13 protein-coding genes are annotated in these 12,674 nt (G+C 52.0%); 5 read left to right on the top strand and 8 right to left on the bottom strand.

Going from position 1 to position 12,674, the window contains the following annotated elements:
• The first annotated feature begins 30 nt into the window (after positions 1-30).
• The gene (ptrB, locus tag OGX89_RS05025) at positions 31-2,085 is read left to right on the top strand and encodes an oligopeptidase B (protein WP_185879306.1); all 2,055 of its coding nucleotides are present in this window, start codon (positions 31-33) and stop codon (positions 2,083-2,085) included.
• On the opposite strand, the gene exoX is transcribed toward ptrB, so the two are convergent.
• The 3 genes from exoX to OGX89_RS05010 form a co-directional block, all read right to left on the bottom strand.
• Entirely contained in the window at positions 2,076-2,738 is a 663-nt protein-coding gene (gene exoX / locus OGX89_RS05020; RefSeq protein ID WP_003833802.1) for an exodeoxyribonuclease X, read from the bottom strand. The genes ptrB and exoX overlap by 10 nt on opposite strands.
• 23 nt (positions 2,739-2,761) lie before the next feature.
• Complete coding sequence (locus tag OGX89_RS05015; protein WP_003833801.1) at positions 2,762-3,418, bottom strand: carbon-nitrogen hydrolase family protein; 657 nt, start codon at positions 3,416-3,418, stop codon at positions 2,762-2,764.
• Between the two features lie 106 nt (positions 3,419-3,524).
• The gene (locus OGX89_RS05010) at positions 3,525-3,755 is read right to left on the bottom strand and encodes a DNA polymerase III subunit theta (RefSeq protein WP_003833800.1); all 231 of its coding nucleotides are present in this window, start codon (positions 3,753-3,755) and stop codon (positions 3,525-3,527) included.
• A 143-nt stretch (positions 3,756-3,898) separates the two neighbouring features.
• Here OGX89_RS05010 and yobA point away from each other — a divergent pair, with 143 nt between their 5' ends.
• The 4 genes from yobA to pphA all read left to right on the top strand — a co-directional run bounded on the left by yobA (position 3,899) and on the right by pphA (position 6,562).
• On the top strand, positions 3,899-4,273 hold the full coding sequence (yobA, locus tag OGX89_RS05005; RefSeq protein ID WP_003833799.1) for a CopC domain-containing protein YobA: 375 nt from the start codon (positions 3,899-3,901) through the stop codon (positions 4,271-4,273).
• 3 nt (positions 4,274-4,276) lie between these two features.
• On the top strand, positions 4,277-5,149 hold the full coding sequence (gene copD / locus OGX89_RS05000) for a copper homeostasis membrane protein CopD (protein WP_003833795.1): 873 nt from the start codon (positions 4,277-4,279) through the stop codon (positions 5,147-5,149).
• A gap of 20 nt (positions 5,150-5,169) precedes the next feature.
• Positions 5,170-5,508 (top strand): YebY family protein, encoded by a 339-nt coding sequence (locus tag OGX89_RS04995; protein WP_003833793.1) that lies wholly within the window; start codon positions 5,170-5,172, stop codon positions 5,506-5,508.
• A 412-nt stretch (positions 5,509-5,920) separates the two neighbouring features.
• Positions 5,921-6,562 carry a protein-serine/threonine phosphatase gene (gene pphA / locus OGX89_RS04990; RefSeq protein ID WP_126957314.1) on the top strand — a complete coding sequence of 214 codons (642 nt, stop codon included), beginning with the start codon at positions 5,921-5,923 and terminating at the stop codon, positions 6,560-6,562.
• On the opposite strand, the gene OGX89_RS04985 is transcribed toward pphA, so the two are convergent.
• From OGX89_RS04985 to yebS, 5 genes are all read right to left on the bottom strand, one after another.
• Positions 6,563-6,754, bottom strand: a complete 192-nt coding sequence (locus OGX89_RS04985) for a YdfD/YebW family protein (RefSeq protein WP_003833789.1) — start codon at positions 6,752-6,754, stop codon at positions 6,563-6,565.
• A gap of 102 nt (positions 6,755-6,856) precedes the next feature.
• Positions 6,857-7,093 (bottom strand): YebV family protein, encoded by a 237-nt coding sequence (locus OGX89_RS04980; protein WP_029139506.1) that lies wholly within the window; start codon positions 7,091-7,093, stop codon positions 6,857-6,859.
• A 100-nt stretch (positions 7,094-7,193) separates the two neighbouring features.
• Positions 7,194-8,615: a 16S rRNA (cytosine(1407)-C(5))-methyltransferase RsmF gene (rsmF, locus tag OGX89_RS04975; protein WP_257681113.1), complete on the bottom strand. Its 1,422-nt coding sequence runs from the start codon at positions 8,613-8,615 to the stop codon at positions 7,194-7,196.
• A gap of 82 nt (positions 8,616-8,697) precedes the next feature.
• Positions 8,698-11,331: a PqiB family protein gene (locus OGX89_RS04970; RefSeq protein WP_063940870.1), complete on the bottom strand. Its 2,634-nt coding sequence runs from the start codon at positions 11,329-11,331 to the stop codon at positions 8,698-8,700.
• On the bottom strand, positions 11,300-12,583 hold the full coding sequence (yebS, locus tag OGX89_RS04965) for a membrane integrity lipid transport subunit YebS (protein ID WP_003833783.1): 1,284 nt from the start codon (positions 12,581-12,583) through the stop codon (positions 11,300-11,302). The genes OGX89_RS04970 and yebS overlap by 32 nt, the downstream gene beginning before the upstream one ends.
• Positions 12,584-12,674: the final 91 nt, after the last annotated feature.

Raw genomic sequence — 12,674 nt, 5'->3', positions numbered from 1 at the left:
TATAGGATGTTTAAGCAAAAGAACAATGACATGCTACCAAAAGCTTCTCGTATTCCTCACGCCATGACGCAGCATGGCGATACTCGTGTTGATAATTACTACTGGCTGCGAGATGACACCCGCTCGCAGCCAGAAGTGCTGGATTATCTGCAACAAGAAAATGCGTATGGCCGCCAGGTTATGGCCTCGCAGCAGGCTTTGCAGGATCGCGTCCTGAAAGAGATTATCGACCGTATCCCGCCTCAGGATGCATCAGCCCCCTATGTGAAGAATGGTTATCGCTACCGGCATATTTATGAACCGGGGTGCGAATATGCTATTTATCAGCGTCAGTCTGCCCTCAGTGAAGAGTGGGATGATTGGGATACTCTATTGGATGGGAACCAGCGCGCGGCACACAGCGAGTTTTATACGCTGGGTGGACTGGCGATATCTCCGGATAACACCATCATGGCGCTGGCGGAAGATTATCTCTCTCGCCGGCAATATGGCGTGCGTTTTCGCAACTTGCAAAGCGGCAACTGGTATCCGGAAGTGCTGGAAAACGTCGAAGTGGATCTGGTCTGGGCGAATGATTCTCAGACTTTCTATTACGTGCGCAAGCACGAAACAACGTTATTGCCGTATCAGGTGTGGCGACATACAGTCGGCTCGCCATCGTCATTGGATGAGCTGGTGTATGAAGAAGCCGATGATATTTTTTATGTCAGCCTGCATAAAACCACCTCGCTACACTATGTGGTTATTCATATCGCCAGTGCGACCACCAGTGAGGTTTTACTGCTTGACGCAGAACTGGCGGATGCCGAACCGTTGGTCTTTTTAGCGCGACGCAAAGACCATGAATACAGTCTCGATCACTATCAACACAATTTTTATCTGCGCTCCAACCGTCAGGGGAAAAATTTCGGCCTGTATCGTACCCGCGTTCGTGATGAGCAAGCCTGGGAGACGCTGATCCCAGCGCGCGACAACGTGATGCTGGAGGGCTTTACGCTATTCACTGACTGGCTGGTGGTAGAAGAGCGTCAGCGGGGCTTAACCAGCCTACGACAGATTAATCGTAAAACGCGCGAAGTGGTCGGGATCGCCTTTGACGATCCGGCTTATGTGACCTGGCTTGCCTATAATCCAGAGCCTGAGACATCGCGCCTGCGCTATGGTTATTCCTCCATGACCACCCCGGACACGTTGTTTGAACTGGATATGGACACCGGGGAACGTCGTGTGCTTAAGCAGACGGAGGTCCCCGGATTTGATGCGGCGAATTACCGTAGCGAACACCTATGGATAACTGCGCGTGATGGCACCGAGGTTCCGGTTTCGCTGGTTTATCATCAAAAGTATTTCCTGAAAGGAAAAAATCCGTTACTCGTTTATGGCTATGGCTCATATGGCGCCAGCATGGATGCCGATTTCAGCAGCAGCCGTTTGAGCTTACTGGATCGCGGCTTTGTTTATGCTATTGCCCATGTGCGTGGTGGTGGTGAATTAGGACAACAGTGGTACGAGGACGGTAAGTTTCTGCACAAGAAAAATACTTTTAATGATTACCTCGACGTCTGTGATGCGCTGCTAAAAATGGGCTATGGCGCGCCTGAGTTGTGTTATGGCATGGGCGGAAGCGCCGGAGGCATGTTAATGGGCGTCGCCATTAATGAACGCCCGGAACGCTTCCATGGTGTTATTGCTCAGGTGCCGTTTGTCGATGTGGTAACCACTATGCTCGATGAATCAATTCCCCTGACGACCGGTGAGTTTGAAGAGTGGGGTAATCCGCAGGACGAAGAGTATTACACCTATATGAAAAGCTACAGCCCGTATGACAATGTAACCGCGCAGGCATACCCACATCTGCTGGTCACGACGGGATTACACGATTCCCAGGTGCAATACTGGGAACCAGCAAAATGGGTGGCAAAACTGCGTGAGCTGAAAACGGACGATCGTTTGCTGCTACTTTGCACGGATATGGATTCCGGACACGGCGGTAAATCCGGGCGTTTTAAATCTTACGAAGGCGTGGCCCTTGAGTACGCGTTTTTGATTGGACTGGCGCAGGGAACACTGCCTGCTCAGGCGTGATCCAAATAGTGTTTTAGCGTTAATCGTAGTTCCGGGCTCATATTGTCAAGGTTATTAAATAACCAACGTAGATAGCCCGGATCGCGTTCAGCCACTTCTGATACCGGTTTTCCGCGGTACTTACCAAAAGTGAAAGTAGTGAGTAAGGCGGGACGGCCGGTAATATCGACCATTTGATCGGCTGTCCAGCCTGACGTCTGCATGATGTCGATCAGCAGTGCCGCAGTGATGTAGCAATCGTACAGGGCGCGGTGATGGTGGAGACCCGCTGGTGTCTGGACGCTCAGCTTGCGCGATTTATACAACGCCATGTTGCTGTATTTGATCCCCGGCCACAACCGACGGGAGAGCTTCATGGTGCAAATCCATTCCCCGGGCATATCGGGCAATACGCGGCGGTCAAAGCTGGCATTGTGCGCCACGTACCATTCGCTGCCGTAATACTGCGGGATGACGTCTTCAATCCATGGCTTATCGGCCACCATTGCTTCAGTAATGCGATGGATAGCCATCGCCTGTGGGCTGATGGGGCGGTCAGGGCGTACCAGGTGGCTCATGGGGTTGACTATTTTTCCGTCAACCACGTCGACAGAAGCAATTTCAACAATGCCTCCCTGTAGACCACAGGTTTCTGTATCTATTATGCGCAACATGCCATGCTCCTGACCCAAAACGACTAGCGTAATGGAATGATATCACCTTGCCAACCCCGTGGCGTGCGTTGGCCGGTTAACAGCAACGAACCGCTGTCTGCGCGAACAATCAATCGACCTCGTTCATCCCATAACGCACTGCTACCCCGCGCATTGGCCATTAATACCGCGATGGCGAATTTATGTGAGAAACTTTGTAGGCGAGATGTAGAGGAGAGCAGTTCCGGTTCACTGACTGACTGGCAGCTGGTGAACAGCGAAAAAGCCGGGTCGATATCAATGCCTTCCGGTTGGCTATCTACAACGCTGATGGCATTTCGCTGTCTGGCAATACAGGCCCCGTGGCTCTGATGGAAGGTTAATGGCGAAGTCATCCAGGGAGAGAAAAGCGCAATGCCTTTCACGAACCGGTTGTTATGTTCTACAGGTAGTCCCGCAATTATCGTCATGCGATAAGTCGCTGCGGCATGTGCGAGAGGTTCTAACAGCGCTTCATCGGGTGGGGCAGGAAGCGCGTCATTCTCATCAACACAACCCAGCAATGAGAGGGAAGGGAAGACCAGCAATTCACATTGGCATTGAGCTGCCGCATGAATGAATTGCAGGTGATGCGCGACATGTTCGGTAACTGAGGTGTGAAGAGGTTCGTATTGTGCTGCTGCGATTTTCCAGTATGACATAATGATTTCCTTTTCATAGTGTCTACAACCATCCTTAATGTGTGGATTAAGAATATGCTTATACTGTAGCAGGCGTCATGTAAGGAATCGTAACGTAATATAAGTTTTATTTAACTTTAGGCTCGTATGGTAAACGTGAAAGCGTAACGGATGCCAGACGGTGCGCGATGAGTCTTTCGCGGAACCAGTCGCGTAAATGCTCTGGCTGTTCGCGTTCAACAACTTCTGCAACAACGGGCATATTGTATCGCTCCTTAAATGCCACTCCAGCCGCAGCCAGATCGACATTGACCTTATCCATTTCCGCTTGCTCAAGTTTGGCCAGATTGATGTTCATGGGCTTTTCCTTTTCTCTGTCTTTCGGCGCGCAAAGTTACTAAGAGTGTGCGTTAATGGCAAGACAGAAATGATGATTCTCGACTCGACCATTGTAGAAGGTTATTCTCTACAGGTTAGACATAACAAAAAGGAATAGTTGAAATGGCTTCATCTGCATCTATGCTTCGCAACGCGCTCATCGTACTCGCCAGCGTTCTGGCAACACCTGCGGCATTGGCGCATGCCCACCTCACAAAACAAAGTCCGGCGGCTAACGCTGAAGTTGCGGCATCTCCTCAGGCGTTGACGCTGAATTTTTCTGAAGGCGTAGAGCCGGGATTCAGCGGTGCAACGCTGACCGGTCCTAACAAAGAACAGATCAAAACGGGCAAGGCATCGCGCAGTGAGCAGGACAAAACGCAGCTGATTGTTCCGCTTGATCAAACACTTGAAGCAGGAAAATATACGGTCGACTGGCACGTTGTCTCCGTGGATGGTCACAAGACGAAGGGGCAATATACCTTTAGCGTGAAATAACCAATGCTGGCATTTACCTGGGTTGCACTACGGTTTATCCATTTTACCGCTTTGATGCTGGTGTTTGGCTGTGCGCTTTACGGCGCATGGCTGGCTCCCGTTTCGGTTCGTCGTTTAATGATGCGTCGTTTTTTACGTCTGCAACGGCATGCTGCGACGTGGAGCTTTATCAGCGCGACGCTGATGCTGGCGATTCAGGGTGGGTTAATGGGCTCAGGCTGGCGGGATGTTGTCTCTACTGACGTTTGGCTCGCCGTGTTGCAAACGCAATTTGGTGGCGTCTGGTTATGGCAGATTATCCTCGCGTTGGTCACGCTGGTGGTGACCATCATGGTGCCGCGCAGTATGCCGCGACTACTGTTAATGCTGACTATTGCGCAGTTTATTTTGCTGGCTGGCGTCGGACATGCGACGCTGCACAGCGGTATCCCTGGCGCAATCCAGCAGGTTAACCACGCCTTACATTTGGTATGCGCAGCCGCCTGGTTCGGCGGTTTGCTGCCCGTACTTTACTGTATGCGAATGGCGCAAGGTCGCTGGCGGGAACAGGCCATCAGTACCATGATGCGCTTCTCACGCTATGGACATCTTTTCGTTATCGGTGTTTTACTAACCGGTATTATGAATGCGCTGTTTATTGTCGGTTTTTCTGTTCCCTGGCACATGGCTTACGGGCGACTGCTTATGTTAAAAGGTGCCCTGGTCATGCTAATGGTGGCGATTGCGCTGGTGAATCGGTATGTTCTGGTACCACGCATGCGGCAGGATAACCGCGGCATGACTCTCTATTTTATTTGGATGACCAAGCTGGAATGGGGTATAGGAGCCGTTGTTCTGGCGATTGTCAGCCTGTTTGCAACCCTCGAACCTTTCTGATTGATGGACTGGCGAAACGCATGAAAAAAATCATTATCTCTTTATTACTCCTGGCAAGCTCCGGAGCCGCGCTGGCTGCGCCGCAGGTCATTACCGTCAGCCGTTTTGAGGTTGGCAAAGATAAGTGGGCGTTTAATCGGGAAGAGGTGATGCTGACCTGCCGTCCAGGTAACGCGCTGTATGTCATCAATCCCAGTACGCTGGTGCAATACCCGTTGAATGATGTCGCCAGACAGCAGGTGGAGAGCGGAAAAACCACGGCAAAGCCGATAGAGATTATCCAGATTGATGATCCGGCGAAACCGGGCGAAAAAATGAGCCTGGCACCGTTTGTAGAGCGTGCAGAAAAGCTCTGTTAATTGTCAGATGTAGCGCTCTGATTTCCAATAAAAAACCGCAAGGATCTCGCAGGAGAACTTGCGGTTTTTGCGTTTGGATGCGTAACAAACGTCCTTTTTTTCCGGCCACTTTAGCCGCGGACTGGAAAACCTGGCGCTGTCATCTATTCTTAAATGGCAGGGTAACTTAGCCTGCATTAATGCCAACTTTTAGCGCACGGCTCTCTCCCAAGAGCCATTTCCCTGGACCGAATACAGGAATCGTATTCGGTCTCTTTTTATGTAGCGAATGCGATGCCATCCAGGGCAAAACACGACGTATTGCATGCTGCATTCTCCATAAACCATACCATACTCCTGCCCACGATCGTCCAGGCTTTTTTACCATCATTGCTAAAATTATAATCAGGTACCCTTGTAATCTGGAGGCGACATGGGACGACCTGGCAATATCTATCAACGAATCGACGGTACGCAGTGGCGTCACGTCTGGGTGGTTGGGGATATCCACGGATGCTTCTCGATGCTGATGGCTAAACTGCGCCAGTACCGTTTTGATCCCTGGCAGGATCTGCTGGTTTCAGTGGGGGATGTTATCGACCGTGGACCAGACAGTTTGCGTTGTCTGAAACTACTGCGTAAACGCTGGATTGTCGCGGTCAGGGGGAACCATGAACAGATGGCGCTGGACGCGCAGGCGACGGGGGATCAATTCATGTGGTTTATGAATGGTGGCTCGTGGTTCGAGCAGGCGGAGCAACCGGCAGCGAAATTTGCTCTTGAAGGGTGTTGGCAGTTACCCTGGATTCTGGAGCTGCATTGTCAGAACGGTATACACGTTATTGCTCATGCCGATTACCCGGATGATGATTATCAGTGGCTAAAAGAGATCGATTTACAGCGCGTGCTGTGGGACCGCTCGAGACTGATGAACAGTGGTTGTGCGATTCGCGGCGCGGATCACTTCTGGTTTGGCCACACGCCGTTGCGCCATCGGCTGGATCGCGAGAATCTACACTATATTGATACCGGCGCTGTATTCGGCGGCGAGTTAACGCTGGTACAACTGCAATAATCAAAAATCGCTGTATTCCTGGGCCGGGTGCCAGAAACTGTCGATGTAGTCGTCCGCAGGTAAACATCCCCCGTTACGAATACGTTGATCGTCCATCGATATCAGGCACTGCCGCTCAGTTTTGTAGACATCAACCACGATATCTTCACAACCGCCATCCAGATAGCACACAAAAAGAACCAGCGTGAACATTCCATCCTCAAATGGTAAAGCCATACCTGTAGTGTAGAAGATGTTGATAGGTGAGGGAAATTAACCAAGAAATAACCCGTCTGGCGACGGGTTCTTTTTGAATCAGGCAAGGCGCATGATCCAGGCATCTGACTTACGATCGTAGTGTTCGCGAAATAGTACTGAATGTTCTCCGTTCAACAGGGCCGGGACGCTGGTGTCGGCATCCCAGGCATCCAGTTGCATACATAAATCTGGATCGGATTTACACGGAATGGTTAACGTTCGGTCCCCCGGCGATTCGCCATGTAACTCGGCGTCGTCGATTTCAAAAGCGCCAATGCGCACACTGGTTTTCATCATCGTGCTCTCCGTTAATTTGCTGGTTGTGGTACGACCAGTTAGGCCGTCCATTTTTCAGCGTAGTCAACGTTAGCAAAAGCGCCAGTAAAAACGTGCGTTATCCCGTAAAGAGTTTGCCATCCCGGACAAGATCGCGCGGATAGCTATTCTTCAGTCGCGATCCAATGCGTTTTGCCAGACCGATCGGCTGATGCTGGAACGTAACCAGTACGTCGTCACTCGTCGGTGCGGTTTGCGGGTAAACATCTCTACCGCGATACCACTCTTCCGCTTCGGCAAGGGTCAGCTCGAATGCATGGCTGTGGTTCGGATCGGCGAGGGCGATAACGGCCTCATGCTGCCAGCGATACCCTTTGTTGTGGGTTTCAGCCAGTTTGATCCCGAGTCGAGAAAAGCGAACCTTGCCAATCAGAGGTTCAATGTCAGTCGGGAACAGCCAGATCTCTTTATCGCGCTGCCACAGGCGCAAATTATCTTCCCACTGCAGTCCACAAGCGCTCGCGGCTTGCGTGACAAGCGCGGACTCGCGTCCTTTAAGCGGGCTAAACGGGAAGTTTCCGACTTTGTACTTCGGCGCAGGTAGTGCAGGGATTGCAGCTGTTTTGCGCAAACGCGCAACGAAGAAACCTTCGCAATCGTAAATCTGCGGGAATACATGCAGGAATCCTTCCGGCGTCAGGGCGCGTTCGGCCTGCGGAAATAAATCACCCAGAGGTAAAAACTCGACGGCATCAGGATAGCTCTCAATCAACCACTGCATGATATTTTCATTTTCGTCACGATTAAGCGTACAGGTCGAGTAAACCAATGTGCCACCGGGACGCAGGGCGTGGAAGGCGCTGTCGAGTAATTCGCGCTGGGTCGCGGCAATTTCCAGATTACTTTCTACAGACCAGTTTTTTAGCGCATCAGGGTCTTTACGCACCACGCCTTCACCGGAACACGGTGCGTCGAGCAATATGGCATCAAATGACTCCGGCAACGCAGCGCCAAATACGCGTCCGTCAAAATGGGTCAGGGCGACGTTGGCTATCCCGCAACGGCTGACATTGGCATGCAGGACTTTGACGCGACTGGCAGAAAACTCATTCGCCAGAATGGCGCCTCGATTATTCATTTTTGCGGCAATTTGCGTGGTTTTGGAGCCGGGGGCTGCCGCAACATCCATTACGCGTTCCGGGGTATTGCCTTCGGCGAACAGCGCGGCGACTGGCAGCATTGAGCTGGCTTCCTGAATATAAAACAGGCCGCTTAAATGTTCTGCGGTGCTGCCGAGCGGCACTGACTCTTCATCATCGCGTTCGATCCAGAAACCTTCAGCACACCAGGGAACCGGAGTGAGAGACCAGTTGTAAGGTGCTGTCAGCGCGAGGAAATCGGCAACGGAGATTTTCAGCGTATTGACGCGAATGCTGCGGCGCAACGGGCGCTGACAGGCAGCGAGAAATTCATCGAATGAGAGCGTGGAAGGCATTGCTTCACGCATTTGAGTCAGAAAGGCGTCGGGAAAATAAGCCACTTGGTACCACCGGCAAAAAAACAGGTGCGCAGTGTAGCATAACTGCTCCGGCGTACGTACTCGCGCCGGAGCAGTGGATACATTAACGTGGCAGGGCGGTGCCCCATTCACGCCACTCTTTCGGTTCGCTTTCCAGCAACAGGAAGTGTTTACCTGCCTGTGCTTTAGGTGCCAGCGGTGTACCTGGTGGAGTCGCGAAGGCGATGCCGCCGCGAATGAACTGGTTGAAGGTACCAGTCTTCACGACACCGCCGGTCAAACCGAAGTCGAGATTGTAGCCGGATGCCAGCCAGAACACGGAGTTGTTGCGTACCAGATGCTGATAGCGTTGGCTAATGCGCATGGCAACCATCACACGATCGGAAAGCGAGCCCAGCGTCAGCCCGGTGACGGTCCCCACTTCAATACCTCTGAACAACACCGGGGTTCCGATATTCAGCGAACCTGCTTCTGGTGCTTCAACCACAATACTCAGACCATCGAGGTAACGAGAGTCGGTAATGGTGGCTTCCTGCAGCTCAAAATCACGGCGCGGATTACCGCGTCCGGGTTCAACGTTGATATACGGCTGCAGGATTGTATCCAGATGCTCCACGCCCGCTGCCGAAATTTGTGGGGTGATCACAGAGAAACGGGTACCGCTTCGCGCAAAGGTCTGCACGTATTCCGGGTACAGAACCGCTTTTGCCTGAACTTCGTTACGGGCGGTGATCAGCTCAAGCGTTTGGATCTGGCCGATATCGATTCCCAGGTAGCGAATCGGCATGCCTGCAGCGAGTTTACCGGCATCGAACGCATGCAGCGTTATCTGGCCGCCGACCGCACGCGCGGCGGTTTCCGAAGCATACAGAATACGCTTGTCACCTTTGCGTTGGCTGGCGCTGGCACCGCTTAAATTATCGAAGCTGATCGCCCCTTTAAGCGCGCGTGAAAGGGGAGATGCCTGTACGGTTAATCCGCTGCCGTTAAGCTGAACTTTTGCTCCGCCTTCGGCCCAGAACACGCTGTTGCTGGTCAACAGGTTGCGATATTCCGGTTTGATATGCAGATCGATATCAAACGCATCGGCGCGAGGACGAACGCTAATCACTTCACCGACCTCGAATTTGCGGTATAGCACCACCGAACCGGCCTGCACATCAGGTAGCGTTTCGGCGCTCAGGCTGACCGTAGTGGTTGGCAGATCGCTCAGGCTGTTTTCAATGGCTTTCTCTAGGTTAGCGTAAAGCGGGTAGCTTTTTTTCATTTCGCCCTTGGTTCCGGGCAAAATACGAATGCCGCCGCTGAGCCACTCACTGGCGCTGGCGCCAAGGAACTCCACGCCATCAAGTCCAACTTTGACATCCACGCGGCTGTTCACCACGAACTTACTGTCACCCTGCACCAGGTCACGATGCTGTGGTTCAACAGCAACGGTAAATGAGACGCCTTTGCTGGAAAGCGTACGCTCAATCACCTGACCGACCTGTACGCCGTGAAGAATTAGCGGCTGGCCAGCATCAATACCGTAACTCTCCGGCGCTGTCAGCGTAAACGTCATGACGCCTGGGTCGTGTAACAACGACTTCTCAGCGGGGATAACGACAAACTGGTTACGCGGCTCGCCTTCGCCAGGTACCAGCTCGAAAGTTTTACCTGTCAGCAGCGAACTGAGATTCACATCGCTTAACGATAATTTAGGGCTGTGTAACTCAATTCGTGTGTTGTCACGCAGTAGCGTTACGACGCTGGGATCGACCGTCATTTCGCCGGTGACTTTACCGCCTGGGTTTAAATCCAGTTTTGTGAGCTGACCGACTTCTAATCCTTGATACATCAGCGATGTTGAGCCTGCTTTGAGTCCATCTCCGCTGGGTAAATCAAGCTTGACGATTACTCCGCGCTGGCTATGCGCGAGATCCTGATATAGACCAAACGTGTCGTCTGCCGCAGCAGGTTTTGAGTCTTCGGGTGAATCAAAAGCAATGGCACCGTTGACCAGCGCCGCCAGACTCTCCAGTTTTACCTTCGCACCGCTAAGGCTGACATCCGCATTTACACCGGAGACGTTCCAGAAGCGGCTGCCTTTTTTCACCAGATTGGTGAAGCGACGTTCAATCAATACATCGATGGTTACGCCCTGATGGTTCGGGTTGATGGTGTAGTCATAGACCCTGCCCACCGGAATCTTACGGAAATAAACCAGTGAACCGCTATTAAGCGATCCGAGATCAGGGGCGCGCAGATGCAGCATTAAATCGCCATTATCCAGACGATACTTGGGCTGGGTGTCGAGGGCGACGAAATGATCCTCTGCCTCGCCAGTACCGGGCATCATGCCGATATAATTGCCGCCAACCAACGCATCCAGACCAGAAACCCCAGCCAGCGACGCCTTCGGCGTGACCAGCCAGAACTGGGTATCTTTGCGCAGAGCATCTTTCATGCTCGATTTGATGCTGACGCGGACTTCAATTTTGCGTAGATCTTTGCTGAGGTTGATATCCTGCACCGTGCCCACTTCAACGCCCTGATAGCGAACGGGAGTACGGCCTGGCACAATGCCGTCCGCAGACATAAAGTCAATGGTCACGGTATTGCCACGATCTTCATAGCTTCCCCAGATAAGCCATCCTGCGATCATCAGCGCGATGAACGGCAGCAGCCAGAAAGGGGAGATACGGCGTTTTGTTTTAATCTGCGCTTCAGTCTGCGAAGCGGGCGTTTCCTGACTCATGTGCATCCCAAAGTAAGCGGCTGTCCAGCCATTCCACAGCAAGAATAGTCAATATTACCGCTGCGCCGAAATAAAACGCAGCCGGTCCCATAGTAAAAGCAAGTATCTGATCGCGATTTATCAGCGACATGGTTAACGCGATAACAAAGAGATCCAGCATCGACCAGCGGCCAATCCAGGTCACCATACGCAGTAGTTTTATACGGGTGCGCAACCCTTGTTCACAATTAAAGTGGATGCTGAATAGCAACGTAAACATCACAATCACTTTGGTAAATGGCACTAATATACTGGCGATAAACACGATCGCCGCTACGCCGACATTACTGTTTGCCAAAGACATTATGCCTGACAGGATTGTGTCTTCCTGCCGGCCGCCGTTGACATAAATTACCGAGATGGGCAGCAGGTTAGCGGGTAAAAGCAGGACAATCGAGGCCAGCAGAGCCGCCCAACACTTTTGGATACTTTGATTTCTGCGCCAGCGCAACGGAATATGGCAGCGGGGGCAGCGACCGCGGGCGTCCGGATAACCTGTAAAATGGCAGCCAAGGCAGACGCGGAGCTTATCATCGGGCCGACGAGCCGGTCTTTGCGGGTAGAAACGGTCCCAAAGCTGTTCAACGTTAAGATGCGACAGCGTCAAAATACTGAGGATCACCAGCGCAATAAAAGCAAACAGCCCCACGCCAGGCTGCAAAAAAGCATAGTCCTGAACCTTGATTGATGCGACACCGATACCCACCAGGTAAATATCGAGCATCACCCACTCTTTGAGCCTTTCCAGCATCAGCAGCACCGGGCGCAGGTTCATCCCGAGAATATTACCAAACCACAGATAAGCGATTGAAGTCACAAGAATTAGCGGCGCACCAGCGACGCAAAAAAGCACGAAGGAGGCGGTAAGGGGGTCACCTTGTCGGGTCATTTGCCAGATGCCTTGCATCACATTGGCATCAATGCGCACGCCTAATAAATAGATGTGCAGAAGTGGCTCTCCCCAGGCAAAGGGCATCAGCAGCAACATGGTGAAAGCCATTGCCGCCAGTCGCGTTAACGACCAGTCGCGTCCGTCACGAATTTTTGCCTGGCAGCGTGGGCAAAAGGCACTTTGGTGCGAACGCATTTTAGGCAAGCTAAATATCAGGTCACATTCAGGGCAGCGATGATAATGTGCACGAGGTAGTGCCTCACCGATGGACCTGATGGCTATTTTTTTAGTTGGCGTGATGCGTGGTGTCGTTAAGGCCATGTATCGCGAATCAAATTGTTGAAGTAATGTTATCTTAACTCATGACGGGAATGATCTTGAGCATTAACGCATTTAATGTTTATTTTAGTAG

The sequence above is a fragment of the Citrobacter sp. Cpo103 genome (genome assembly GCF_030332605.1).
Taxonomy (GTDB): Bacteria; Pseudomonadota; Gammaproteobacteria; order Enterobacterales; family Enterobacteriaceae; genus Citrobacter; species Citrobacter portucalensis.
Note: the sequence above shows the minus strand (reverse complement) of the source record. Positions and strands in the feature narration are given on the sequence as shown.

What these genes read in the sequence shown, in the direction of transcription:
- ptrB (WP_185879306.1), top strand. Translation starts at nt 31, where the DNA reads ATGCTACCAAAAGCTTCTCGTATTCCTCACGCCATGACGCAGCATGGC.
- exoX (WP_003833802.1), bottom strand. Translation starts at nt 2,738, where the DNA reads ATGTTGCGCATAATAGATACAGAAACCTGTGGTCTACAGGGAGGCATT.
- OGX89_RS05015 (WP_003833801.1), bottom strand. Translation starts at nt 3,418, where the DNA reads ATGTCATACTGGAAAATCGCAGCAGCACAATACGAACCTCTTCACACC.
- OGX89_RS05010 (WP_003833800.1), bottom strand. Translation starts at nt 3,755, where the DNA reads ATGAACATCAATCTGGCCAAACTTGAGCAAGCGGAAATGGATAAGGTC.
- yobA (WP_003833799.1), top strand. Translation starts at nt 3,899, where the DNA reads ATGGCTTCATCTGCATCTATGCTTCGCAACGCGCTCATCGTACTCGCC.
- copD (WP_003833795.1), top strand. Translation starts at nt 4,277, where the DNA reads ATGCTGGCATTTACCTGGGTTGCACTACGGTTTATCCATTTTACCGCT.
- OGX89_RS04995 (WP_003833793.1), top strand. Translation starts at nt 5,170, where the DNA reads ATGAAAAAAATCATTATCTCTTTATTACTCCTGGCAAGCTCCGGAGCC.
- pphA (WP_126957314.1), top strand. Translation starts at nt 5,921, where the DNA reads ATGGGACGACCTGGCAATATCTATCAACGAATCGACGGTACGCAGTGG.
- OGX89_RS04985 (WP_003833789.1), bottom strand. Translation starts at nt 6,754, where the DNA reads ATGTTCACGCTGGTTCTTTTTGTGTGCTATCTGGATGGCGGTTGTGAA.
- OGX89_RS04980 (WP_029139506.1), bottom strand. Translation starts at nt 7,093, where the DNA reads ATGAAAACCAGTGTGCGCATTGGCGCTTTTGAAATCGACGACGCCGAG.
- OGX89_RS04970 (WP_063940870.1), bottom strand. Translation starts at nt 11,331, where the DNA reads ATGAGTCAGGAAACGCCCGCTTCGCAGACTGAAGCGCAGATTAAAACA.
- yebS (WP_003833783.1), bottom strand. Translation starts at nt 12,583, where the DNA reads ATGGCCTTAACGACACCACGCATCACGCCAACTAAAAAAATAGCCATC.